Here is a 22,580-nt window from a genome sequence, read left to right as displayed (position 1 = left end):
CGGCAGACAGAGCCGGGGCGCCGCGCGGAGTTCCCGCATGCGGCATGCCCAATACGATCTTGGCGGCGGCCTGTGCCGCAAAGCTTAGGGATTATTCATGACGGCTGCCGCAAGGCCGCAGCCGCCACGGGAATACACCTCAGCGCTGCACGCGCACGAGCGCCGATTCGAGGCCACCGCTGTCGAGCCGCTCTTTCAGGCGATCGGCGTCGTCCTTCTTGTTGAACGGACCGGCGCGTACGCGGTAGACCGTGCGGCCCGCCTGCTCGCGCTCGGTAACCCGGGCCTCCACGCCCATCAGCGACAGCTTGGCGCGCTGGGCCTCGGCGTCGTCGGTGGTGCGGAACGCGCCGGCCTGCACAAAGTACATGAATGGATCGGGGCCCGACGACGGCGCCGCGCTGTTGTTGCTGCTGCTTGGCGCGGCCGCCGTGGTGGTGCTGCCGCTGTTGCCGCCGGCCCGCGCACGGGCCAGATCGCCCAGCGGATCATTCGACGGCGGCAGCGGATTGGCTTCCGCCGGCACCGGCGCCGGACGCGTGGGCTTGGGCGCCACGACCACCGGCACGGGCGGAGCGGGCGGTGCCGCTCCCGGCGCCACGGCCGTGTTGTCGCCACCAGCGGGAGCCACCGGGCCGCCTGCGGCCGCGGGCGGCTTGGCGGGCGTGCCGGGTTTGCCGGCCAGCGGCGCATTCGGGTCCCAGTCGCGGTTCTTGCGAGCCTCGGCTTCGTCCTGCTCGGCGCCGCCGCGCTGGGTCTTGGTTACGAACGGAATCGGCACCTTGGTCACGTAGACCGCAATGCCCAGCGCGACACCCAACCCCAGCACCAGGCCGATGATGAGGCCGATGACGATGTTGCCGCGTTGTCTGGTTGTCTTCTTCATGGTGGTTTCACATCTTGCTCGGCGCACTGACGCCGAGAATCGCGAGGCCATTGTGCAGCACCTGCGCGGTGGCGGCGACGAGCGCGAGCCGCGCCAGCTTTACCGGCTCCTCGTCGACCAGAATGCGCTCGGCGTCGTAGTAGCTGTGGTAGCTGGCGGCCAGTTCGCGCAAATAGAAAGTCACGTCGTGCGGGGCGAAATCCTTCGCCGCCGCCGTCAGCATGGCCGGGTACTTGGCGAGCAGCAGCATCAGCGCCTGCGCGGCCGGGCTTTCGAGCGGCGACAGGTCGACGTTCTTGAGCGTGGCGGCGTCGCCGCCCCAGCCGGCCAGCACCGAGCAGATGCGCGCATGGGCGTATTGCACGTAGTACACCGGGTTGTCGTTGTTCTTGGTCACGGCCAGGTCGACGTCGAAGGTGTATTCGGTGTCGGGCTTGCGGCTCAGGAGGAAGAAGCGCACGGCATCGGTGCTGGTCCATTCGATGAGGTCGCGCAGCGTGACGTAGCTGCCTGCGCGCTTGCTGATCTTGACCTCTTCGCCGCCCTTCATCACGCGCACCATGGTGTGCAGCACGTAGTCGGGGTAGCCCTCGGGAATGCCGACGCCCGCCGCCTGCAGGCCGGCGCGCACGCGCGCGATGGTGCCGTGGTGGTCGGTGCCCTGGATGTTGACCACCTTGTGGAAGCCGCGCTCCCATTTGGCAATGTGGTAGGCGACGTCGGGCACGAAGTACGTGTACGTACCGTCCTGCTTCTTCATCACGCGGTCCTTGTCGTCCCCGTAGTCGGTCGACTTGAGCCACAGCGCGCCGTCCTGCTCGTAGGTCTTGCCGGCAGCCACGAGCTTTTGCACCGCCGCCTCGACGCGGCCGCTGGTGTAGAGGCTCGATTCGAGGTAGTAATTGTCGAAGCGCACGCGGAAGGCCTGCAAATCGAGGTCTTGCTCGCGGCGCAGATAGGCCACGGCGAATTCGCGGATGGAGTCGAGGTCTTCGATGTTGCCGCTGGCGGTGTATTCGCGGTCGTCCGACTTGACGGTCTTCTTCGCCTTGAAGTCTTCGGCAATGTCGGCGATGTAGTCGCCGTTGTAGGCGGGCGCCTTTTCGCCGCTCGGCCATTCGGGGTCGCCGGGCTTGAAGCCGCGGGCGCGCAGCTGCGTGCTGTTGGCGAGCGTCTGGATCTGCACGCCGGCGTCGTTGTAATAGAACTCGCGCCAGACCGTGTCGCCCTGCGAGGCGCGCAGGTTGCAGATGGCATCGCCGAGCGCGGCCTGGCGGCCGTGGCCGACGTGCAGCGGCCCGGTCGGGTTGGCCGAGACGAACTCGACCAGCACCTTCTCGCCGGTGGCGGGCTGCCGCCCGAAGGCGTCGGCCGCATTCAGCACTTCGCGCACGATCTGCTGCTTGGCCGAGGTCTTGAGGCGGATGTTGAGAAAACCGGGACCGGCAATCTCGATGGCTTCGACCCACTGGCCGAAAACGGGGGTGGCGAGCAGCGCGGCGCTGAGCTCCTCGGCCAGTTCGCGCGGCTTGCGGCCGAGCGGTTTGGCGAGTTGCATGGCGGCCGTGCTGGCGAAATCGCCATGGGCGGCCACCTTGGGCGACTCGAACGCGGCTTTGGAGCCGGCGCCGGGTGAGAGGGATTCGAGCGTGTTCGCGAGCGCCGCGAGCAGCTCCTGTTTGACCAATAGCATCTGCGGATTTTACCGGGGGCAAACCCGCTCGGCGGCGCCGGCGGTCATCGAATGCATGCCCCCGCCCGTTAGGATGAGCGGCCCCGGGGGCGGGGCACCTGTCACAACACAACCTTGCAAGGACATATCACCATGAAGAAGCTCCTTTCCCTGGTCGCCCTGGGCGCCTGCCTTTCCTTTGGCGCCGCACAGGCGCAAGACAAGGCGCCCGCGCCTGCCGTCGTTGCTCCGGCCGCGACGCCCGCCACCCCCGCTACACCGGCTACGCCTGCGGCCAAGGCCCCCACCGCCCAGCAAAGCAAGATGACGACCTGCAACCAGGAAGCGGGCGACAAGAAGGGCGACGAGCGCAAGGCGTTCATGAAGAACTGCCTGAGCGCCAAGCCCGCCATGACCGCCAAGCAGACCCAGCAGGAAAAAATGAAGACCTGCAACGCCGACGAAAAAGCCAAGACCCTCAAGGGCGACGCCCGCAAGGCTTTCATGAAGGAATGCCTCAGCGCCAAGGCCTGATACAGCCGCCCTTCACCGAAACAAGCCCCGCACGGCCCCGCGCCGGCGGGGCTTTTTCATGAACACGACATGAGCGCTACTTGAGCACGCCCAGCAGGTTGTTGAAGTCGTCGGTCCAGGGGCGGGTGTCAGCCGGAAGCGCGATGGGCGAAGCCGCGCCGCGCACCGGCTCGCGCGCCAGTACGGCGGGGTCGCGCGCAACCAGCACCCAGTCGGTCGAGTTGAGCCACTTCGATTCCTTGGCGTCGTCGCTCACCAGCACCGCATGCACCCCTTTCAACGCCGCGATTCGCGCGACCACGGGTGCGAGCTCCAGGTAGCGGTTGGACACGTGAAAGGCCACGATGCCGTCGGGCTTCATGTGGCGCAGGTAGACGTCCAGCGCCTCGGCCGTGAGCAGATGGACCGGCACCGCATCGCCAGAAAATGCATCGACTGCCAGCAGGTCGAAGCCCTGCGGCGCCTCGCGCTCCAGCGCCAGCCGCGCATCGCCGAGCACGCGCTCGGTCTGCGCGGAGCTGTCGCGCAGAAAGGTGAACTCGCTGTCGGCCAGCTCGAACACCTGCGGATTGATCTCGTAGATGCGGTAGAGGTCGCCGCTTCGGCCATAGGTCGCAAGCGTGCCCGCACCCAGGCCGATCAGCCCGACGCGGCGCGGCCCGTCTGGCGCGGCGGCCATGGCCCGGCCAATGCCCGAGGTAGCGCCGTAGTAAGTGGTGGGCTCGCGCCGCCGGAGCGGGTCGAGAAACTGTTCGCCATGCTTGATGGAACCATGCGACAGCAGCCGCACGTAGCTTGGAGGGTTGGCACGGCGCACGTCGAAGGTGATCAGCGCGCCGTAGAAGTTGCGCATCAGGTGGCGCGCGCCGGACCTGTCGCTGCGGATTTGCGCCACCAGGAAAAAGACGCAGCAGGCCGCCAGGGCCACCCCGGAAACCCGCAGCCACAGGCGATGGCGCAGCACGGCCACCGCCACCAGCGCAGTGAGCGTGAGCCCGATGCCCAGTTCGTAGTACGCGGGCAGCACATGCGGCGCAACCAGCCCGACCATGGCGCCACCGATGGCGCCGCCCAGCGAGAGCATCAGGTAGAAGCGTGTGAGATAGCGCGGCGCCGGCCGCAGCCTTGCGGTTTCTCCGTGCAGGAACATGCACAGCACGAACAGGCCGCCCACATAGATCGGCAGCCCCGTGCGCACGTCCGAGCCGATGTGGTGCTGCAGGCCGAAGGCGCACAGCACCAGCACGCCCGCCGCCAGCGGCAGGAAGACGCCGCGCCGGTACCAGCGGTCGCTTTCGAAGCACAGCACAAAGGTGAACAGGTACAGAGACAGCGGCAAGATCCAGAGAAACGGCACCGCCGCGACGTTCTGGGTGATGTGGTTGGTCACGGCCAGCAGCAGCCACGACGCGAGGGCCGGCAAGGCGAGCCAGAGCAGCGCGTCGGACCAGTGCGGAGGCGTCTCCTCGCCCGCCGTCGCCGTCGCCGTTGACGTCGCCGTTGACGTCGATGCCGGCACGGCTTCCGACCAGCGGTACGCCACGAGCAAGGTCGTCCCTGCGCAAAGCACCACGAACGCCCCGTAGCCCCACGACCATCCCTGCGCCTGCTGGAGCAGCGAGCTGCGCGGCTCGATCAGCACCGGATAGCTCAGGAGCGAAAGCAGCGAGGCCAGGTTCGACAGCGAGAAGTACCGGTACACCCGCGCGCTCCAGGGCGTGCGCGCCACCCACGACTGCACTAGCGGCCCGGTGGTCGAAAGCAGAAAGTAGGGAAGCCCGATGGTCGCGAGCAGCAGGCCCAGGATCAGCCACGTGGGGTCTTCGGCACCCGTGGGCTTCCAGCGCGCCGCAACCACCAGCGGCAGGAAGGCCAGGCTCACGAGCAGAAGGCCGACATGCAATGCGGCCTGCACTCGCACGCGCAGGTTCCGCGTCACCCAATCGGAATAGGCATAGCCCGCGAGCAGCACCGCCTGGAAGAACACCATGCAGATCGACCACACGGCGGCCGAGCCGCCGAACCACGGCAGGATCTGCTTGGCGATGAGCGGCTGGACGAGAAACAGCAGGAACGCGCTGCTGAAGATGGTGCCGGCAAACAGGAGCTGGATGCCGGCGCGTTCCATGCCGGCCCTACTTGCCGAAGCCGCGCGCGAGGAACACGGCGACCAGCGGGATCACCGCAATCAGGTGGGCCTGCACCATCACCAGCTTGCGCGTTTTCCGCACATCGTCTTCGGTCGGCAGCGTGCCGTTGGCGCGCAGCGCCTTGCGCCAGCGAAAGTAGGTCAGCGTCGGGAAGATCGAGAGCACGCCGATGATGATGAACAGGCCAAGCTTCACGTGCAAGAGCGGGTTGGTCCAGTACCAGGCGGTGCCCTTCACGCCCCACACCGTGCGGGCGATGCCGGTCGCGAGCACGGCAATGGCGGCAATGCCGTAGACCAGGTCGACCTTGGCGAGCCGCTCGACCACGGCGGCGTTGAGCCACTGCACGCGGCACAGCGCCGCTTCGCTCGAGATGAACACCACCATCGTGAGGATGGCCAGCAAGTGCAGGTAGGCAAGGATGGCTTCGAGGGTCATCGAATGGCTTTCTTCTTCAATGGGGTTGCAAATGCTTGCGCATTGTGCCGCCGCTCGGGCGGCTTTACCCTCTCCCGCCCCAGAATTCGGGGCGTCCGTATTGCTCCTTGAGGAAATCAAGCCACAGCCGCACCCGCAGCGGCAGGTGCTTGGTGCCCGTGAACACGGCGTAGATGCCGTTGGGCGGCGCGGCGAATTCGTCGAGCAGCGGCACCAGCAAACCCGCGTCGATTTCGGCCTCTACCTCCCAGGTGCTGCGCCAGGCAATGCCGTGGCCGGCCAGGCACCAGTCGTGCAGCACCTGCCCGTCGGAACAATCGAGCGGGCCCTCGGGCCGCAGGTAGATCAGTTCTTCGCCGCCCTCACCCTCTTCGGCCGGCAGGCGGAATGCCCAGCCGCGCGTTTGCGAGGCATCGCTCGACAGCGTGAGGCAGGCAAAGCGCGACAGCTCGCTCGGGTGCCTGGGCATGCCGTGGCGGCGCACGAATTCGGGCGTGGCGACGCAGCGGCGCCGGTTGTCGGCCAGCCGCACGCTCACCAGCGACGAATCGGGCATGTCGCCCACGCGCACCGCGCAATCGAAGCTCTCGCCGCGCACGTCGACCACGCGGTCGCTCAGGTTGAGCGAGATCGTGACTTCCGGGTGCATGGCATGGAAGCGCGGCACCAGCGGTGCCACATGGCGGCGGCCGAAGCCGGCCGGCGCCGTGACGCGCAAGTGCCCGCTGGCCTTGATGCCGCCGGCGCTCACGCTGGCCTCGGCATTGGCGAATTCCGTGAGCAGGCGCTGGCAGTCCTCGAGAAAGGCGCTGCCTTCGTGCGTGAGCGTGATGCGCCGCGTGGTGCGCACCAAAAGCTTCACGCCCAGCCTGGCCTCCAGCGCGTCGAGGCGCCGCCCCATGATCGCGGGCGCCACGCCCTCGGCCTTTGCAGCGGCCGTGAGGCCGCCGCGGGTCGCCACCGAGACGAAGGATTCGAGTTGCTTCAGGCGGTCCATGGCGCCCGAACTATATCGCCCGGGTTTTCTGTCCCGAGCCTTGCCTTGGGTTCAACCGGCAGCGCCGGCACGGCGGGCCTCGAAGGCGGCGATCTCTTCGTCGCTGTAGCCCACCTCCTTCAGCAGCTCGGCGGTGTGCTCGCCGATGTGCGGCGGCTGCAGGCGGATGCCCGGCCGCTCGCCATCGAGCGTAAAGGGCATGAGCGGCACCTTGGCCATGTGGCCGTCGTTCATGCGCACCGGCGCGAGGCCGCCGGTGGCGTTCAGGTGCGGGTCGTCGAACAGCTCCTGCGGCTTGGTGATGGGCGCAAAGGGCAGCTCGTTCTGCTCGAACACCGCGCTGAGTTCGGCGGCGCTGTAGCCGGCCAGGTGCGAGCGCAGGATCGGCATCATCCACTCGCGCGCCAGCACGCGGTCGTTGTTGGTCTTCAGGCGCGGGTCGGCCAGCATTTCTTCCAGCCCGAAGGCCTTGCAGAAGATTGCCCACTGCTTGTCGCTCACGGCCGCGAGGAATATCTGCTCGCCGTCCTTCACCGTGAACACGTCGTACACCGCCCAGGCCGAGATGCGGCTGGGCATCGGGTCGGCCGCCTTGCCGGTGGCGGCGAACTGCATCATGTGCTGCGCGACCAGGAACACGTTGTTCTCGAACAGTGCGGACTGCACCTCGCAGCCCCTGCCGGTGAGATCGCGCTGGCGCAGCGCGGCCATGGCGCCAATGGCGCCGAACATGCCGCCCATGATGTCGTTCACGCTGGTGCCCGCGCGCAGCGGGTCGCCGGCGCGGCCCGTCATGTAGGCCAGGCCGCCCATCATCTGCACCACCTCGTCGAGCGCGGTGCGGTGGTCGTACGGACCGGGCAGGAAGCCTTTGTGGCTCACATAAATGAGGCGCGGGTTGAGCTGCTTCAGGCTGTCGTAGTCCAGCCCCAGCTTCTTCATGGTGCCGGGCTTGAAGTTCTCGCTCACGATGTCGGCCGTGGCAACGAGGCGCAGCGCGGCCTCCACGCCTTCGGGCGTCTTGAGATCGAGCGCGATGCTCTTCTTGTTGCGGTTGAACGTGGGAAAGAAGCCCGAGCCCGAGCCGAGCAGTCGGCGGGTGCTGTCGCCCTCGATGGGCTCGACCTTGATGACCTCCGCGCCGAGGTCGGCCAGCAGCAGGCCGCAGGTCGGGCCCATCACCATGTGAGTGAACTCGACGACGCGGACGCCGGCATAGGGAAGCGGATTGGATTCAGGCATGTGGGTTGGTTTCCAGGACAGGGCCTTGGACAAAGCCCTTGGGCAGGCCGGCTTCGGGCGTCATGCCGTAGACCGGCTCGCCCGGCAGGCCGGCCATGAGCGGCGCGCGCGCCGCAATGAGTTTTTCGATATCGATGCCGGTGCGCACGCCCATGGCCTCGAACATGAAGACGAGGTCTTCGGTGACTGCGTTGCCGGAGGCGCCCGGCGCATAAGGGCAGCCGCCAAGTCCGCCAAGCGAGGCGTCGAACGTGCGCACGCCCTCGTCCCACGCCGCGAGGCAGTTTGCGATGCCGAGGCCGCGCGTGTTGTGCATGTGGGCCGCGCCGGCGTGTTGGCCGAGTTCGGCGCGCAGCCGCTTGAAGAGCCGGCGCACCTGCGCCGGGTTGGCATAGCCCACGGTGTCCGAGAGGCCGGCTTCTTCCGCGCCCGCCTCAATGCATTGCGCGGCCAGGCGGATCACGTCGTCTTCGGGCACCAGCCCCTGCAGCGTGCAGCCGAAGGCGGTGGAAATGCCGACTTCGAGCAGCACCCCCGGTGCCGTTTCGCGGCGCAACTCGGAAATGGCGCGCACTTCATCGACCATTTCGGCTGGCGTCTTGCGCACGTTGGCCAGCGAGTGCGCCACGCTGGCGGACACGGGCATGGTGAGCTTGTGCGCCCCCGCTTCCAGCGCGGCCTGCGCACCCTTGCGGTTGGGCACCAGCGCCATCACCACCAGGCCGGGCAGCGTGGCGGCATGGCGCACCACTTCCGCCGCATCGGCCATCTGCGGCAGCAGCCTGGCGGGCACAAAGGAGGCCACCTCGATCTCGCGCACGCCGGCGGCGTAGAGCGCGTCGATCCAGCGCAGCTTGTCGGCCGTGGGCATGGTGGCCTTGACCGATTGCAGGCCGTCGCGCGGGCCGACCTCGCTGATCACAACATCGGGGGGTGTCATCGACTCTTGTCTCCTTGGAGCGATTGGCTGGCCACTTGGCGGCACTCGCTTGACAGTTCTATCTAGCAGAACTAAATTCCATTAAACAGAATTAAACCGCCAAACGACTTTTACTGTCAAGCCAACGCCATGCCCCGCAAAGCCCAGACCGAATCGGTTTCAGACCTCAATGCCGCCCCCGGCGGCGCCGCGGCGGTCGACCGCGCGCTGAGCCTGCTCTCGGCTTTCCAGCCCGGCGACGAGGCGCTGTCGCTCGCGCAATTTGCAGAGCGCACGCAGCTTTACAAGAGCACGGTGCTGCGCCTGTTGGCTTCGCTCGAACATGCTCGGCTGATTCGCCGGCAAGACGACGGGCGCTATGCGCTCGGCGCCGAGATCGCGCGCCTGCACGGCCTCTATTCGGCGTCGCTCTCGCTCGACCGCATCGTGCTGCCGGTGCTGCGCGCGCTGGCCGCGGCCACTGGAGAAAGCGCGGCGTACCACGTGCGCCAAGACCAGGGCGACAGCTGGGTGCGGCTGTGCCAATTCCGCGTCGATTCGTCGCATGTGGTGCGCGACCACGTGCGCGCGGGCGACTTGCTGCCCAACGACCGGGGTGCCGGGGCGCGCGTGCTGATCGCCTTCGGCCCCGAAGCCGAACAGCCGCGCAGCCCCAAGGAACGGAAGCTGTACGACGCCATTCGCGCGCAGGGCTACTGCGCGCTGGTGGGCGACCGCACGGCCGAGCTGGCGGGCATTTCGGCGCCCGTGTTCCACGCCGATGGCCGCCTGGCCGCAGCGGTAACGCTGACCATGCCCGCGCACCGCTACGACGCGCGCCATATAGAGCCGGTGCGCGACGCGGCCCGTCAGCTCAGCGGAATGAGCTGAAAACGCGACGGAGCGAGCGTCGAGGGCTTGCCATTACCCCTATTTTTGTCACTGATAAATCACGCTTTCGGCTCTTACAGGCCAGCAAAGTATCGAATAAAGTCCTTGCATGGAACCACGGCGCAGCGCTGTTCTGACAGACATCGCCCCCTGTTCCACCCACATTGAATCGTTCTCCAGGAGAAAAACATGACTGCCCGCACCACCGCCCACGGACTCCAGGTCGCGACCGAGTTGCACCGCTTCATCGAAGAGAAGGTCTTGCCCGCCAGCGGTGTGGCCAGCGATGTTTTCTGGAAGGGCTTCGACGCCATCGTGAGCGACCTCGCGCCGAAGAACATTGCGCTTCTGGCCGAGCGCGACCGCCTGCAGACCGAACTCGACGCCTGGCACAAGAAGAACCCCGGTCCGATTGCCGACATGCCGGCGTACCGCGCATTCCTCGAAAAAATCGGCTACCTGCTGCCGCAGCCCAAGGGCGCGAAGGCCACCACGGCCAATGTCGACTCCGAACTCGCGCTGCAGGCCGGCCCGCAGCTGGTGGTGCCCATCCTGAACGCGCGCTACGCGCTCAACGCCGCCAACGCGCGCTGGGGCTCGCTGTACGACGCGCTCTACGGCACCGATGCCATTCCCGAAACCGGTGGCGCCGAAAAGGGCAAGGGCTACAACCCCGTGCGCGGCGCCAAGGTCATCGAATTTGCACGCAACGTGCTCGACCAGGCCGCGCCGCTCGAAAACGGTTCGCACAAGATGGCGACCGGCTACAGCGTGAAAGACGGCCAGCTGCACATTGCGCTGCAAAGCAGCAGCACGACGCTGCGCGACCCCGCCGCCTTCGTGGGCTACCAGGGCGATGCGGCCTCGCCGTCTTCGGTGCTGCTCAAGCACAACGGCATTCACCTGGACATTCGCATCGACCGCAGCACGCCCATCGGCAAGACCGATCCGGCCGGCGTGAGCGACCTGGTGCTCGAGGCCGCGCTCTCGACCATTCTCGACCTCGAAGACTCGGTGGCCGTGGTCGATGCCGCCGACAAGGTGCTTGCCTATGCAAACTGGCTCGGCATCGTGCAGGGCACGCTCACCGAAGAAGTGGCCAAGGGCGGCAAGACCTTCACGCGCGGCCTCAACCCCGACCGCGAATACACCGGTGCCGACGGCACGCCCTTGAAGCTGCACGGCCGCTCGCTCATGTTCCTGCGCAACGTGGGCCACCTGATGACCAACCCGGCCGTGCTGTACGCGGACGGCAAGGAAATCCCCGAAGGCATTCTCGATGCCGTGGTCACCACCACCATCGCCATGATCGACCTGAAGCGCAAGGGCAACTCGCGCACCGGCAGCATCTACATCGTCAAGCCCAAGATGCACGGCCCGGCCGAAGTGGCCTTTGCCAGCGAACTGTTCGGTCGCGTCGAGCAGCTGCTCGGCCTGCCCGCCAACACCGTGAAGCTCGGCATCATGGACGAGGAGCGCCGCACCAGCGTCAACCTCAAGGCCTGCATTGCCGAAGCCGCCGCGCGCGTGGCCTTCATCAACACCGGCTTCCTCGACCGTACCGGCGACGAGATGCACACCGCCATGCACGGCGGCCCGATGATCCGCAAGGGCGACATGAAGTCGAGCGCGTGGATCGGCGCGTACGAAAAGAACAACGTGCTGGTCGGCCTCTCGTGCGGCCTGCGCGGCAAGGCGCAGATCGGCAAGGGCATGTGGGCCATGCCCGACCTCATGGCCGCCATGCTCGAGCAGAAAATTGCGCACCCCAAGGCCGGCGCCAACACCGCCTGGGTGCCCTCGCCCACCGCCGCCACGCTGCACGCGCTGCACTACCACCAGGTGAGCGTCACCGCCGTGCAGCAAGAACTCGAAAAGATCGATGCCGACGCCGAACGCGACAACATCCTGAACGCGCTGCTGCAAGTGCCCATCGCGCCCGAAGCCAAGTGGACCGACGCCGAGAAGCAGCAGGAAATCGACAACAACGTGCAGGGCATCCTCGGCTACGTGGTGCGCTGGATCGACCAGGGCGTGGGCTGCTCCAAGGTGCCCGACATCCACAACGTGGGCCTGATGGAAGACCGTGCCACGCTGCGCATCTCGAGCCAGCACATCGCCAACTGGCTGTTGCACGGCGTGGTGACCGAGGCGCAGGTCGACGAGGCCTTCCAGCGCATGGCCAAGGTGGTCGACGAACAGAATGCGGGCGACCCGATCTACCAGCCGATGGCCGGCAACTTCGAGACCTCGGCCGCCTACAAGGCTGCGCAAGACTTGGTGTTCAAGGGTATCGAGCAGCCGAGCGGCTACACCGAGCCGCTGCTGCATGCGTGGCGGCTGAAGGTGAAGGCGGGCGCCTGAGACACCCATCGTCCTACAGCTGACCGCGCGGCCCACCGACCGCGCGGGCGTGTACCAAGGCTAGCTTGAGCATCGGTTGCTCCATCGAGCGATCGATTCACTCATTCCATCCAAGGAGATACACATGACCCGTTCGATCAAGATGACCATGGCCGCCATCGCCCTTACCAGCGCCGCAGGTTTCGCCATTGCACAGGGCAATCCGCCGACGACCAGCTCGCCGAATCCGGCCACTGGCGCCGGCCAGCAGACGCAGCAGAACACCCCGATGGGCACCACCGGCACGCCGGCCACCAACCAAGGCACGATGTCGGGCTCGACCGGCAGCACCACGACGAACCAGGCGACCACGTCGCCCAGCACCAGCCAGGACATGTCGAACCAGAGCGGTTCGATGCGCGTCGCACGTGCCGACCGCAACTGATCGCGCGATGCGGGTCGGCTCTGAGCGCCGCGGGCGCAGCTTCGCTTCCGGCATCGCCGTAGCTGCGCTCGCTTCGCTGCTGATCGCGGCACCGCCGGCGCATTCGTCGCCGGCGGTTTCGCGCGACACCGAAACCGTGGCCGGCTGGGTGCGCACGACCGGCGACAACCAGGGCACGCCCTTCGCCATCGTCGACAAGAAAGCCGCCGCGGTCCACATCTTCGATGCGGACGGCAAGCGGCGGGCGTCCTCGCCCATCCTGCTCGGCCTTGCGAAGGGCGACCACTCGGTGCCCGGCATCGGCGAGCGCCAGATGGCCGACATCCGCGACGACGAGCGCACCACGCCCGCGGGCCGCTTCGTCAGCGAGCCGGGCCGCAATCTTTCAGGCGAGGACATCGTCTGGGTCGACTACGACGCGGCCGTGTCGATGCACCGCGTGCGCGCAACCAACAAGGCCGAGCGCCGGCTCGAACGCCTGGCCACGCCAACTGCGGCGGACAACCGCATCTCCTACGGCTGCATCAACGTGCCGGCAGCCTTTTACGACGCGCATGTGAAGCCGTCGTTCGGCACTGCAAAGGCCGTGATCTACGTGCTGCCGGAAACGAGACCGGCAAGCACGCTGTTTGAAACCCCGACCGCCCAGGCGCGCTGATCAATCGCCGAAGCGTTCCCGCACCTCTTGCTGGCTGAGCCTGCGCATCGACGCGGCATACACGTGGTCCCGCCCGTACATCTCCCGATGATCGGGTGAACCGAAGGCCGGCTTCTCACAACCGCCGCGGCGCGTGACCGGGCAGCGGCGCAGCACGTCGTAATACGTCACGTCCAGCATCGTTCGCCTCAGCTCGGGCATCGGCGCAATGATGACTTCGAACCAGCAGCCCTGGATGCGGTGCCATTGAGTGACTTCGTCGATCACGTGAAAAACGTGCGGCGCACGCGCCGGCGGTTTGCTACTTGACGTGCGGTATGCCTCCTTCCTGGCCTCGCGCGCCTCATGCAAGCGCCGGTTGGGCAACAGGATGCCAGTCACCGGATGCACGAAGAGCTCCACATGCGCGGCTTCGCTCAACGGTGCGCGAAGGTGGCTGCGCCACCGTTCGGCGGGCACCCACACCTGGCCGTCGCGCAGCTCGGCGTTGCGCGCTACGAAGTCGTCGATGTGCTCGAAGATGTGCGCCTGCACCGTGCTGCGGCGGTCGATGCCGCTGCACAGCTCTGCGTAAACCTTGTTCCACGGCCGATGCACCTGCTTGTGGAGCCAGCGCTTCAGCGGCGCAAGGTTTTCGTTGAGCCCCTTCGTGCGGTGGTAACCGCGCTTCATGCCCAGGCGCGAACCCGCCTCCTTGCTGTTGCGCCAGGCACGCCCGTCGCCCTGCCAGCTACCACCGCGGCGTGGCCTCTCGACGATGACCTTGTCCATGTCGTCACGCATCGTCGGTCCTCCCCGCGAAGCTGCGCGCAGCCTTCTGCAATGCAACCTTCTGCGCGCGGCGCTCGGCACGGTGCGTGCGCAAGTGGCGCCCCGCGCCCTGGCTGGATTCGCGGCGCGCCATCGCGGCCACCACGGGATTGCGAGGTGCCGCGCTCGGCACCGAAAAATAGAACCGGCCCAGACGCTTGTCGTCGTCGCGGGCCTTTCGTTGAGCACTCATGTGCGCACACTCCAAAAAACAAAAAGGCCCCGGCGAATGGCTGCGCGGGGCCTTTGTCGATGGGCCTCGGCGGATGCATGGATGCACGTCCGGCCGGGGCGGTCGGTGTGCGGGTCAGGTGTTCAGGAAACGGTTCATTGAGTGAGTTGCCGCCCGGGAGGTTGGTCGTCGCCGGGCGCGAATAAAAAACTGTTGCCGAAAAAGGAAGGCGGATTCTGGCGAGCACGCGTGCCGCGCGCAAGTGCCGCGCACGCCGATGTGGCGCAAAGCCCACGCGAATCCAAATGCGCCCCCGCCTCGTATAGGTCTCGAGCGCACCGCGCCTCCGAGCTGCCGGCGGTTTCCACAGCTGTCTTCAAGAACATTCTTACCAGGAGTCCTCAATGAAAAAACTCGTGATCGCAATCGGCGTTTCGGTCCTGCTCGGCGCTTGCGCGGGCGGCATGGGCATGAGCGGCAGCGGCGCCACCGCTTCCAACCCGATGGTGGGCGGTGCCGCGATGTTCCCGACGAAGGACATCGTGGACAACGCGGTGAATTCGAAGGACCACACCACGCTGGTGGCCGCGGTGAAAGCCGCTGACCTGGTGGGCACGCTCAAGAGCCCCGGCCCCTTCACCGTGTTCGCACCGACGAACGCAGCCTTCTCGGCACTGCCGGCCGGCACGGTCGACACGCTGCTCAAGGCGGAGAACAAGCCCACGCTCACCAAGGTGCTGACCTATCACGTGGTGCCCGGCAAGATGGACGGCGCCGCGCTCATGAGCGCCATCAAGGCGGGCGGCGGCAAGGCCACGCTGAAGACCGCGAGCGGCGGCACGCTGACCGCCACCATGAGCGGCAGCAACGTGAGGGTGAGCGACGCCACCGGCGGCACGGCGACGGTGACCATTGCCAACGTCTACCAGTCGAACGGCGTGATCCACGTGGTCGACAAGGTGCTGCTGCCGGGCTGATCCCCCGGCCCCCGGCGGCCCGGTCAGCCTCGCTGCGCCGCCTCGGCTTCTTCGCGCAGCCACTGCGCAAACTCCAGCGCGTCGGGGTTGCCCGCGGCGCGCCTCGATGTTTCGACGAAGTAGCCGCGGTGCGAGGCCACGCCTTCGCCGAGCGGCGCGACGAGCCGGCCCGTCTGCACCAGGTCGCGCAGCAGCGGCAGGCGGCCGATCACCACGCCCTGGCCTGCCACCGCGGCGGCCACGGCATCGGTGTACAGGGTAAAGCGCAGCGTGCTCTTCATGCGCAGGTGCTCGAGCCCCATCACCCGAAGCCAAGGCTCCCAATCGACGGTGGGAGCCTCGCCGTGGTCGGGGTAATCCACGGTCAGCAAGGTGAGCTTCGAAAAATCGGACGGCTCGCGCAGCGACGCGGCGAGTTGCGGCGAACACAGCGGGATCACCGATTCCTCGAACAGCGCCGTTCCGACGCCGCGGCCGATCGGCACGAAGCGCACCGCCAGGTCGATGCGGCTGCTCTCCAGGTCGAGCACCTCGAGCGTGGCCGACACGCGAACGTCGACCTGCGGATGGCTGCCGGTGAAGCGTGCCAGCCTTGGAATGAGCCAGAACGATGCGAAGCCCGGCGTGCTGGTGATGGCCACCTGCCGCGGCGCGGAGGTCGCACGCAGCCGCGCCGTGGCGTCGCGCAGGCGCTCCAGGCTGTCGGTCACGGCCCGCTGCATGACGCTGCCCGCCTCGGTGAGGGCCAGTGAGCGATGACGGCGCTCGAACAGCAGCACGCCCAGGCTGGCTTCGAGCTGCTGGATCTGGCGGCTGACGGCCGACTGCGTGAGGTGCAGCTCGCCGGCCGCGAGCGTGAAGCTCAGCCGGCGCGCCGCGGCCTCGAAACTGCGCAGCAGCTCCAGCGGCGGGAGCTCGCCGCCCACGGCGCCAAGGGTCTTCGCATTCTCTGAGGGCATGCAACGAGTTCCAAATTACCGTGTGTAAGAGAGAGGCCAACTCACTATATTCATTCGTATCACGAATGCAATGGAGCTTGCCATGAGCACCCCACACCTTTCTTCGCGCTTTCATGTCAGCCTGCCGGTCCGTTCCATCTTTGCGGTTCCCGACGGCGCCGGGGTGGGCATCGAATGCCGCAGCGGCTCGGTCTGGGTGACGCTCGACCACGATCCGCGCGACATCGTGCTTGCGCCGGGCGAGCGGTTCGAAGGCACCGACCACCGCCGCGTGCTGGTCTCGGCGCTGGAGTCTTCGTGCATCACCGTCTCGGACGCTCAGCCGGCCGCCATGCCGCTGGCCGCGCGGTCCGGCCACCGGTCGCCTTGGCGACTGCCTTCTCTCGGGTTGTCCCCGGCTTGACCTGAGCGCCCCCGGCATCGAATCTCGATGCCATGGACTTTCCAAGCATTGAACGCCGCCGTTGTGACGGGCGGCTTTTTTGCTTTGGGCGCCCGATTCACGCTGTTTTCTTTTGAGGAAGGACATGACCATGGCAGAGGCATACATCGTGGCCGCGGCGCGCACCGCCGGCGGGCGGCGCGGCGGCAAGCTCGCGGGCTGGCATCCGGCCGACCTGGCGGCGCAGGTGATCGACGCGCTGGTCGCCAGGAGCGGCATCGACCCGGCGGCAGTGGAAGACGTGATTCTTGGTTGCGTGAGCCAGGTGGGCGAGCAGGCGACCAACGTTGCGCGCAATGCGGTGCTGGCGTCACGCTTGCCCGAATCGGTGCCGGGCACCTCGGTCGACCGGCAATGCGGCTCGTCGCAGCAGGCGCTGCATTTCGCGGCGCAGGCCGTGATGTCCGGCAGCATGGACGCGGTGATTGCGGGCGGCGTCGAAAGCATGACGCGCGTGCCGATGTTCACGCCCAATGCGCTGCCCGCCAAGGCGGGCCTGGGCACCTACATGAGCCCCGCAATGAAGCAGCGCTACCCGGGCGTGGAGTTCAGCCAGTTCACCGGTGCCGAAATGATTGCGAAGAACTACGGCATCGAGAAGGACGAGCTCGACCGCTACGCGCTCGAAAGCCATCGGCGCGCGATTGCCGCGAGCCGCGAAGGCGCTTTCGGCGACGAGATCGTGCCTATCGAGATCCTTCTGGCGGACGGCACCGGCACCGGCGAGCAGCACACGGTGGACGAAGGCATCCGTTTCGACGCCACGCTGGAGGGCATCGCGGGCGTCAAGCTGATTGCCGAGGGCGGGCGCTGCACCGCGGCCACCGCGAGCCAGATCTGCGACGGCGCGAGCGGCGTGCTGGTGGTGAACGAACGCGGCCTGAAGGCACTGGGCGTGAAACCGCTCGCGCGCATCCACCACATGAGCGTGATGGGGCACGACCCGGTGATCATGCTGGAGGCTCCGCTGCCCGCGACGCAGCGCGCACTGAAGAAGGCCGGCATGCGCATCCAGGACATCGACCTGTACGAAGTGAATGAAGCCTTCGCGCCCGTGCCCATTGCCTGGCTGCAGGCGCTCGACGCCGACCCGGCTCGGCTCAACGTGAACGGCGGAGCCATTGCGCTTGGCCATCCGCTGGGCGCCTCGGGCACCAAGCTCATGACCACGCTGATCCATGCACTCGGCCGGCGCGGCAAGCGCTACGGGTTGCAGACGATGTGCGAAGGCGGCGGCATGGCCAACGTCACCATCGTGGAAAGGCTCTGATGACTGCGCAGCAACCCTACGTTCTCTACGAGCTGGCCGACGGCATTGCCACGCTCACGCTGAACCTGCCGGCCAAGCTGAACCCGATTGCGCGCGAACTGCAGATCGAGCTGCGCGACACGCTGGAGCGCATTCGCGACGACCGCGAAGTGCGCGCGGTGATCCTGACCGGTGCCGGCAAGGCCTTTTGCGTGGGCGCGGACCTGAGCGCCATGAGGCCCGGTGAAGAAGGCAAATCGCTCGGCGACCAGACGGCCGAATGGATGCAGTCGCTCAGCAACCCGCTGATCGAAACGCTGCGCACGCTGCCCGTGCCGGTGGTGGCCGCGGTCAACGGCGCCGCGGCGGGCGCGGGTGTCGGATTGGCACTGGCGGCCGACGTGACGATTGCGGCGCGCAGCGCCTACTTCTACCTGCCCTTCTTGCCCAAGCTCGGCATCGTGCCCGACCTGGGCTGCACCTGGGCCATTCCGCGGCGCGCCGGCAGGGCGCGCGCCATGGGCATGGCACTGCTCGACGAGCGCCTGAGCGCCGGCCGCGCGGTGCAGTGGGGCCTGATCTGGGCCTGCGCCGACGACGAGCAACTGCTCGAGGAAGCACGCGCGATTGCGCAGCGACTCGCCCGCCTGCCGGCCCATGCGGTCATGGAGGCGCGCGAAGCCTTCGAGGCCGCTGAGCGCCACACGCTGCCCGAACAACTGCACTACGAAAGCGAACGCCAGCGCGAGCTGATCGACCGGCCAACGTTCCGCGAAGGCGTGAGTGCCTTCCTGCAGAAGCGCCCGCCGACGTTTCCGGGGCGCTGAGGCAGCCATGATCGAACGCACGCTTTTCAGCGCCGACCACGAAGCTTTTCGCGACAGCTTCCGCCGCTTCATGGACAAGGAGATCGCGCCCTTTCACGAGGCATGGGAAGAACAGGGCTATGTGGACCGTGCCGTGTGGCCCAAGGCCGGCGAGAACGGCTTTCTCTGCATGGCGCTGCCCGAGGAATACGGCGGCTCGGGCGCCGACCTGCTCTATTCGGTGATCCAGTTCGAGGAGCTCTGGGCGCGCGGCTTCACGGGCATCGGCTTCGGGCTGCACAGCGAGATCGTGGCGCCGTACATCCTGCGCTACGGCACCGAGGCGCAGAAGCAGCACTACCTCCCCAAGCTCGCGAGCGGCGAGATGGTTGGCGCCATTGCCATGAGCGAGCCCGGCGCGGGCAGCGACCTGCAGGCGGTCAAGACCAGCGCCATCCGGCAGCCTGACGGCAGCTACCTGCTCAACGGGAGCAAGACCTTCATCACCAACGGCTGGCATGCCGACCTGGTGATCGTGGTGGCCAAGACCGACCCGGCCGCGGGCGCGAAGGGCACCAGCCTGTTCCTGGTCGAGCGCGGCATGCCGGGTTTCGAAAAAGGCAAGCGGCTCAAGAAGCTGGGGCTCAAGGCGCAAGACACTTCCGAACTGTTCTTCAACGACGTGCGTCTGCCGGCAGACGCACTGCTCGGCGATGCGGCGCAACTGAACCGCGGCTTCGTCTGCCTGATGGAGCAGCTGCCGTGGGAACGGCTGCAGATTGCCATCGGCGCGGTGGCCGCGTCGCAGGCCGCCATCGACCAGACCGTGGCCTACGTGAAGGAGCGCAAAGTGTTCGGCCAGCCCGTGGGCAACTACCAAAACACGCGCTACACCCTCGCCGAGCTGCAGACCGAGGTGCAGGTGGCGCAGGTGTTCGTCGACAAATGCATCGAGCTGCTGATGGCCGAAAAGCTCGATACCGCCACCGCCAGCATGGCCAAGTACTGGACCACCGACCTGCAGTGCAAGGTGATGGACGAGTGCGTGCAGCTGCACGGCGGCTACGGCTTCATGTGGGAGTACCCGATCACTCGGGCGTACGCCGATGCGCGGGTGCAGCGCATCTACGGCGGCACCAACGAGATCATGAAGGAAGTGATTACGCGGTCGATGGGGCTCGGGGCGAGGTAGCTGTTGCGCCTGGCTCTGCTAAAGCGATCGAAAGTACTCCAACCCAGCATCGCCACGCCGAGTTAGTTCATCCAACTCCGAGTGCAATACCGAACCTGCTCGATGCGCAATGAATTCGTGCATTGGGAGCGCAAATCCTTTCTGCAACCAACGATAGAGAACCATCACACGCCCCTCTTTAATGAGTTCCATATCCTTTGTAGAAAGACCCTCCAACGAAGCGCACATGATCGTCCAAGTGCCGTGGGCACCGATGTTTAGATTCAGGACGACCCCTGCGGCACTAGGAACAACCGCGACGGTCACCGCGTACTCTTGCCCAGTGAAACGGGTGAATCGCGGATCTCGTTCCTGAGAAAAAGCTGTTGCACCTCTGAGTGAGGGAAGTTGCTCACCACTTCGATGCCAAAGCGCCTTGTGCAATTGATCCGAGTACTCGGTTTCAAGCGCCTTTCTTCCGAACAGATTAAAGCCCACTCCGATAGCTATCTTTGCTAAAAATCGTAGGTCAAAGTGAATGTACATTGATTGCCGGATATGCCGTGTCGCACCGTCTTTGCAATGATGGTGGAAGTACTCAATCTGCTGTTCTCCTAAGTCATCAGGGCGAACAAAGCCAATATCCTGCGGGTCGGCACCCAGAATCGAAGTGCATAGCATTTTTTTCACTCGCTGCTTCTTGAACGCATCGCGAAATGAAAGCCATGTGAGCTTGGGGTTCTTCTCCGACCTTTTCGAAAAGAAAAAATACGCTCGCGTTTCGACTTCTTTGGCTGTTCGCGGGTTGCCCCCGGTCAACCAATATAGGCGCTCATCCTGCGGCCGGATCCAGTAGATTTGTTCTCCAAGCGGCCCCAACCATGACTCACATACATGGTCATCTGGCATACCGGGTGGCGAGAGGTCCGACGGCCCCATGCAAATGAGTGGGAGGCCTTCAACGTTGTCCGGATCAAAGAAGGCTATCGCGTTTTGATGAAGCCATTGCGATACCATGAAGTGCTTCTCAAACCCGGCATCTGCGAATAGACCCAGGCGGTTGTTGCACTCGTTGCAAACATGGCGAGTCTTATAAAGATCGCTCGCACATGCGCCTCCTAGTGATTTTGGAATCACATGCTCAAGTGAAAACTTGCCATTCTTCTCTTCGCGGCAATAAATACAGTAGGTCACGTTAGCCTTGTCTAGTACAAGTGGACGGGGAGGATAGCGCCCTACTCTTGGCAAGCCTACTCAGCCGTCAGAGCATCGAGCGCTTAAAGCTGGTTGGCTGCCGCCCCGGCCTGCGGGAGAATCGCCGCATGCCCATCCTCAACGCCTTCTACGCCCAGTCGGGCGGCGTCACCTCGGTCATCAATGCGTCGGCCTGCGGCGTGATCGAGACGGCACGAAAACACCCGGACCGCATCGGCAAGCTCTACGCCGGGCGAAACGGCATCATCGGCGCGCTGACCGAAGACCTGATCGACACCGGCGCCGAGCCCGCCGAGGCGATTGCGGCGCTGCGCACCACGCCTTCGGGCGCCTTCGGTTCGTGCCGCTACAAGCTCAAGTCGCTCGAGAAGAACCGGCGCGAGTACGAGCGGCTCATCGAAGTGTTCAAGGCCCACGGCATCGGCTACTTTTTCTACAACGGCGGCGGCGATTCGGCCGACACCTGCTTCAAGGTGAGCCAGCTGTCGCAGTCGCTCGGCTACCCGCTGCAGGCCATTCACGTGCCCAAGACCATCGACAACGACCTGCCGCTGACCGACTGCTGCCCGGGCTTCGGCTCGGTGGCCAAGTACGTGGCGGTGTCGACGCTCGAAGCCTCGTTTGACGTGCGCTCGATGGCGGCCACTTCCACCAAGGTGTTTGTGCTCGAAGTGATGGGGCGCCATGCGGGCTGGATTGCGGCGGCGGGCGGGCTTGCTGCGGACCACGGCATTCCGGTGGTGGTGCTGTTCCCCGAGATCGAGTTCGACAAGGCGCGCTTCATCGCGCGGGTCGACGAACTGGTGAAGCAGCACGGCTACTGCTCGGTGGTGGTGTCCGAAGGCTGCCACTACCCCGACGGCACCTTCCCGGCCGAGCAAGGCACGCGCGACGCGTTCGGCCATGCGCAGCTCGGCGGCGCAGCACCGGTGGTGGCGCAAATGGTCAAGGATGCGCTGGGCCACAAGTTCCATTGGGCGGTAGCCGACTACCTGCAGCGCGCGGCGCGGCACATTGCTTCGGCCACCGACGTGCGGCAGGCCTACGAGCTGGGGCAGCGTGCGGTCGAGCTGGCGCTGGAAGGCCACAACGCGGTCATGCCGACCATCGAGCGCACCTCCGATGCGCCCTACACCTACCGCATCGGCAGTGCGCCGCTCGACGCGGTCGCGAATGTCGAAAAGCCGATGCCCCGCGACTTCATTTCGGACGACGGCTACGGCATTACCGACAAGTGCAGGCTTTATCTGCTGCCGTTGATCGAGGGGGAGGACTACCCCGCCTACCGCAACGGCCTGCCGGTGTACGCAACGCTCCGGAACGTGGCCGTGGCGAAGAAGCTGCCGGCCTTCGAGCTCGCCTGACGACCATGGCTGCTGTACTGGACACGATCGACGCCACGCGCTGCCCGCTCTGCGGCGAGCAGAACCGCTGCGCGATGGAGGTTGCGCGCGAAACCGGCGAGCCGCAGGCGCCCTGCTGGTGCATGGCGGCGGATTTTCGCAACGCGCCGCTGGCGGCGGTGCCAGAGGAGAAGCGCGGCAAGGCGTGCATCTGCGCGCGCTGCGCTGCGGGTGCGCCTGCCGATTCCTAGGCCCCCAGGG

The 22,580-nt window shown here is 66.3% G+C and carries 23 protein-coding genes; 12 read left to right on the top strand and 11 right to left on the bottom strand.

Features of this window, described 5'->3' with window-relative positions:
- Positions 1-139: 139 nt before the first annotated feature.
- A complete protein-coding gene (locus V9L21_RS07160; RefSeq protein ID WP_337310412.1) occupies positions 140-886 on the bottom strand; it encodes an SPOR domain-containing protein in 747 nt (248 codons plus the stop codon).
- 7 nt (positions 887-893) lie between these two features.
- Entirely contained in the window at positions 894-2,579 is a 1,686-nt protein-coding gene (gene argS, locus V9L21_RS07155; RefSeq protein ID WP_337310411.1) for an arginine--tRNA ligase, read from the bottom strand.
- A 132-nt stretch (positions 2,580-2,711) separates the two neighbouring features.
- Here argS and V9L21_RS07150 point away from each other — a divergent pair, with 132 nt between their 5' ends.
- Positions 2,712-3,092 (top strand): PsiF family protein, encoded by a 381-nt coding sequence (locus tag V9L21_RS07150; protein WP_337310409.1) that lies wholly within the window; start codon positions 2,712-2,714, stop codon positions 3,090-3,092.
- Between the two features lie 76 nt (positions 3,093-3,168).
- Here the strand turns inward: V9L21_RS07150 and V9L21_RS07145 are convergent, their stop codons facing one another.
- The 5 genes from V9L21_RS07145 to V9L21_RS07125 all read right to left on the bottom strand — a co-directional run bounded on the left by V9L21_RS07145 (position 3,169) and on the right by V9L21_RS07125 (position 8,859).
- Positions 3,169-5,220, bottom strand: coding sequence for a fused MFS/spermidine synthase (locus V9L21_RS07145; RefSeq protein ID WP_337310407.1), 2,052 nt, complete (start codon positions 5,218-5,220; stop codon positions 3,169-3,171).
- Between the two features lie 7 nt (positions 5,221-5,227).
- A complete protein-coding gene (locus V9L21_RS07140; RefSeq protein WP_337296462.1) occupies positions 5,228-5,680 on the bottom strand; it encodes a DUF2214 family protein in 453 nt (150 codons plus the stop codon).
- A gap of 64 nt (positions 5,681-5,744) precedes the next feature.
- Complete coding sequence (locus tag V9L21_RS07135) at positions 5,745-6,677, bottom strand: LysR family transcriptional regulator (protein WP_337310405.1); 933 nt, start codon at positions 6,675-6,677, stop codon at positions 5,745-5,747.
- A gap of 51 nt (positions 6,678-6,728) precedes the next feature.
- Entirely contained in the window at positions 6,729-7,919 is a 1,191-nt protein-coding gene (locus V9L21_RS07130) for a CaiB/BaiF CoA transferase family protein (RefSeq protein ID WP_337310403.1), read from the bottom strand.
- Entirely contained in the window at positions 7,912-8,859 is a 948-nt protein-coding gene (locus V9L21_RS07125) for a hydroxymethylglutaryl-CoA lyase (RefSeq protein WP_337310401.1), read from the bottom strand. The genes V9L21_RS07130 and V9L21_RS07125 overlap by 8 nt, the downstream gene beginning before the upstream one ends.
- Before the next feature lie 129 nt (positions 8,860-8,988).
- Here V9L21_RS07125 and V9L21_RS07120 point away from each other — a divergent pair, with 129 nt between their 5' ends.
- From V9L21_RS07120 to V9L21_RS07105, 4 genes are all read left to right on the top strand, one after another.
- On the top strand, positions 8,989-9,729 hold the full coding sequence (locus V9L21_RS07120; RefSeq protein ID WP_337310399.1) for an IclR family transcriptional regulator: 741 nt from the start codon (positions 8,989-8,991) through the stop codon (positions 9,727-9,729).
- A gap of 189 nt (positions 9,730-9,918) precedes the next feature.
- The gene (locus V9L21_RS07115; protein ID WP_337310397.1) at positions 9,919-12,093 is read left to right on the top strand and encodes a malate synthase G; all 2,175 of its coding nucleotides are present in this window, start codon (positions 9,919-9,921) and stop codon (positions 12,091-12,093) included.
- A gap of 124 nt (positions 12,094-12,217) precedes the next feature.
- Complete coding sequence (locus tag V9L21_RS07110) at positions 12,218-12,517, top strand: proteophosphoglycan ppg4 (protein WP_258503699.1); 300 nt, start codon at positions 12,218-12,220, stop codon at positions 12,515-12,517.
- Positions 12,518-12,524: 7 nt separating this feature from the next.
- On the top strand, positions 12,525-13,175 hold the full coding sequence (locus tag V9L21_RS07105) for a L,D-transpeptidase (protein ID WP_337310395.1): 651 nt from the start codon (positions 12,525-12,527) through the stop codon (positions 13,173-13,175).
- On the opposite strand, the gene V9L21_RS07100 is transcribed toward V9L21_RS07105, so the two are convergent.
- Entirely contained in the window at positions 13,176-13,958 is a 783-nt protein-coding gene (locus tag V9L21_RS07100) for a hypothetical protein (protein ID WP_337310393.1), read from the bottom strand.
- A complete protein-coding gene (locus V9L21_RS07095) occupies positions 13,951-14,178 on the bottom strand; it encodes a hypothetical protein (protein WP_337310391.1) in 228 nt (75 codons plus the stop codon). Before V9L21_RS07095 ends, V9L21_RS07100 begins: the two co-directional genes overlap by 8 nt.
- A gap of 383 nt (positions 14,179-14,561) precedes the next feature.
- Between V9L21_RS07095 and V9L21_RS07090 the strand changes: the two genes are divergently transcribed.
- Complete coding sequence (locus V9L21_RS07090) at positions 14,562-15,134, top strand: fasciclin domain-containing protein (protein WP_443304511.1); 573 nt, start codon at positions 14,562-14,564, stop codon at positions 15,132-15,134.
- A 23-nt stretch (positions 15,135-15,157) separates the two neighbouring features.
- Here V9L21_RS07090 and V9L21_RS07085 read toward each other — a convergent pair whose 3' ends face one another.
- A complete protein-coding gene (locus tag V9L21_RS07085; protein ID WP_337310389.1) occupies positions 15,158-16,093 on the bottom strand; it encodes a LysR substrate-binding domain-containing protein in 936 nt (311 codons plus the stop codon).
- An 82-nt stretch (positions 16,094-16,175) separates the two neighbouring features.
- Here V9L21_RS07085 and V9L21_RS07080 point away from each other — a divergent pair, with 82 nt between their 5' ends.
- The 4 genes from V9L21_RS07080 to V9L21_RS07065 all read left to right on the top strand — a co-directional run bounded on the left by V9L21_RS07080 (position 16,176) and on the right by V9L21_RS07065 (position 19,782).
- Entirely contained in the window at positions 16,176-16,496 is a 321-nt protein-coding gene (locus tag V9L21_RS07080) for a DUF2917 domain-containing protein (protein WP_337310387.1), read from the top strand.
- 130 nt (positions 16,497-16,626) lie between these two features.
- Positions 16,627-17,805 carry an acetyl-CoA C-acetyltransferase gene (locus V9L21_RS07075; RefSeq protein WP_337310385.1) on the top strand — a complete coding sequence of 393 codons (1,179 nt, stop codon included), beginning with the start codon at positions 16,627-16,629 and terminating at the stop codon, positions 17,803-17,805.
- Positions 17,805-18,611 (top strand): enoyl-CoA hydratase-related protein, encoded by an 807-nt coding sequence (locus V9L21_RS07070; RefSeq protein WP_337310383.1) that lies wholly within the window; start codon positions 17,805-17,807, stop codon positions 18,609-18,611. Before V9L21_RS07075 ends, V9L21_RS07070 begins: the two co-directional genes overlap by 1 nt.
- Positions 18,612-18,618: 7 nt before the next feature.
- The gene (locus V9L21_RS07065; protein WP_337310381.1) at positions 18,619-19,782 is read left to right on the top strand and encodes an acyl-CoA dehydrogenase family protein; all 1,164 of its coding nucleotides are present in this window, start codon (positions 18,619-18,621) and stop codon (positions 19,780-19,782) included.
- A gap of 18 nt (positions 19,783-19,800) precedes the next feature.
- Here the strand turns inward: V9L21_RS07065 and V9L21_RS07060 are convergent, their stop codons facing one another.
- Complete coding sequence (locus V9L21_RS07060) at positions 19,801-20,955, bottom strand: HNH endonuclease (RefSeq protein ID WP_337310379.1); 1,155 nt, start codon at positions 20,953-20,955, stop codon at positions 19,801-19,803.
- A 128-nt stretch (positions 20,956-21,083) separates the two neighbouring features.
- Here V9L21_RS07060 and V9L21_RS07055 point away from each other — a divergent pair, with 128 nt between their 5' ends.
- Both V9L21_RS07055 and V9L21_RS07050 read left to right on the top strand, forming a co-directional pair.
- On the top strand, positions 21,084-22,340 hold the full coding sequence (locus V9L21_RS07055; protein WP_337310377.1) for a 6-phosphofructokinase: 1,257 nt from the start codon (positions 21,084-21,086) through the stop codon (positions 22,338-22,340).
- 5 nt (positions 22,341-22,345) lie between these two features.
- Positions 22,346-22,570: a cysteine-rich CWC family protein gene (locus tag V9L21_RS07050; protein WP_443304510.1), complete on the top strand. Its 225-nt coding sequence runs from the start codon at positions 22,346-22,348 to the stop codon at positions 22,568-22,570.
- The last annotated feature ends 10 nt before the right edge of the window (positions 22,571-22,580 follow it).

The organism is Variovorax sp. CCNWLW235 (assembly GCF_037204085.1).
In the GTDB taxonomy this organism is placed as follows: domain Bacteria; phylum Pseudomonadota; class Gammaproteobacteria; order Burkholderiales; family Burkholderiaceae_C; genus Variovorax.
This window is presented reverse-complemented; position numbering and strand designations above follow the sequence as displayed.

What these genes read in the sequence shown, in the direction of transcription:
- V9L21_RS07160 (WP_337310412.1), bottom strand. Translation starts at nt 886, where the DNA reads ATGAAGAAGACAACCAGACAACGCGGCAACATCGTCATCGGCCTCATC.
- argS (WP_337310411.1), bottom strand. Translation starts at nt 2,579, where the DNA reads ATGCTATTGGTCAAACAGGAGCTGCTCGCGGCGCTCGCGAACACGCTC.
- V9L21_RS07150 (WP_337310409.1), top strand. Translation starts at nt 2,712, where the DNA reads ATGAAGAAGCTCCTTTCCCTGGTCGCCCTGGGCGCCTGCCTTTCCTTT.
- V9L21_RS07145 (WP_337310407.1), bottom strand. Translation starts at nt 5,220, where the DNA reads ATGGAACGCGCCGGCATCCAGCTCCTGTTTGCCGGCACCATCTTCAGC.
- V9L21_RS07140 (WP_337296462.1), bottom strand. Translation starts at nt 5,680, where the DNA reads ATGACCCTCGAAGCCATCCTTGCCTACCTGCACTTGCTGGCCATCCTC.
- V9L21_RS07135 (WP_337310405.1), bottom strand. Translation starts at nt 6,677, where the DNA reads ATGGACCGCCTGAAGCAACTCGAATCCTTCGTCTCGGTGGCGACCCGC.
- V9L21_RS07130 (WP_337310403.1), bottom strand. Translation starts at nt 7,919, where the DNA reads ATGCCTGAATCCAATCCGCTTCCCTATGCCGGCGTCCGCGTCGTCGAG.
- V9L21_RS07125 (WP_337310401.1), bottom strand. Translation starts at nt 8,859, where the DNA reads ATGACACCCCCCGATGTTGTGATCAGCGAGGTCGGCCCGCGCGACGGC.
- V9L21_RS07120 (WP_337310399.1), top strand. Translation starts at nt 8,989, where the DNA reads ATGCCCCGCAAAGCCCAGACCGAATCGGTTTCAGACCTCAATGCCGCC.
- V9L21_RS07115 (WP_337310397.1), top strand. Translation starts at nt 9,919, where the DNA reads ATGACTGCCCGCACCACCGCCCACGGACTCCAGGTCGCGACCGAGTTG.
- V9L21_RS07110 (WP_258503699.1), top strand. Translation starts at nt 12,218, where the DNA reads ATGACCCGTTCGATCAAGATGACCATGGCCGCCATCGCCCTTACCAGC.
- V9L21_RS07105 (WP_337310395.1), top strand. Translation starts at nt 12,525, where the DNA reads ATGCGGGTCGGCTCTGAGCGCCGCGGGCGCAGCTTCGCTTCCGGCATC.
- V9L21_RS07100 (WP_337310393.1), bottom strand. Translation starts at nt 13,958, where the DNA reads ATGCGTGACGACATGGACAAGGTCATCGTCGAGAGGCCACGCCGCGGT.
- V9L21_RS07095 (WP_337310391.1), bottom strand. Translation starts at nt 14,178, where the DNA reads ATGAGTGCTCAACGAAAGGCCCGCGACGACGACAAGCGTCTGGGCCGG.
- V9L21_RS07090 (WP_443304511.1), top strand. Translation starts at nt 14,562, where the DNA reads ATGAAAAAACTCGTGATCGCAATCGGCGTTTCGGTCCTGCTCGGCGCT.
- V9L21_RS07085 (WP_337310389.1), bottom strand. Translation starts at nt 16,093, where the DNA reads ATGCCCTCAGAGAATGCGAAGACCCTTGGCGCCGTGGGCGGCGAGCTC.
- V9L21_RS07080 (WP_337310387.1), top strand. Translation starts at nt 16,176, where the DNA reads ATGAGCACCCCACACCTTTCTTCGCGCTTTCATGTCAGCCTGCCGGTC.
- V9L21_RS07075 (WP_337310385.1), top strand. Translation starts at nt 16,627, where the DNA reads ATGGCAGAGGCATACATCGTGGCCGCGGCGCGCACCGCCGGCGGGCGG.
- V9L21_RS07070 (WP_337310383.1), top strand. Translation starts at nt 17,805, where the DNA reads ATGACTGCGCAGCAACCCTACGTTCTCTACGAGCTGGCCGACGGCATT.
- V9L21_RS07065 (WP_337310381.1), top strand. Translation starts at nt 18,619, where the DNA reads ATGATCGAACGCACGCTTTTCAGCGCCGACCACGAAGCTTTTCGCGAC.
- V9L21_RS07055 (WP_337310377.1), top strand. Translation starts at nt 21,084, where the DNA reads ATGCCCATCCTCAACGCCTTCTACGCCCAGTCGGGCGGCGTCACCTCG.
- V9L21_RS07050 (WP_443304510.1), top strand. Translation starts at nt 22,346, where the DNA reads ATGGCTGCTGTACTGGACACGATCGACGCCACGCGCTGCCCGCTCTGC.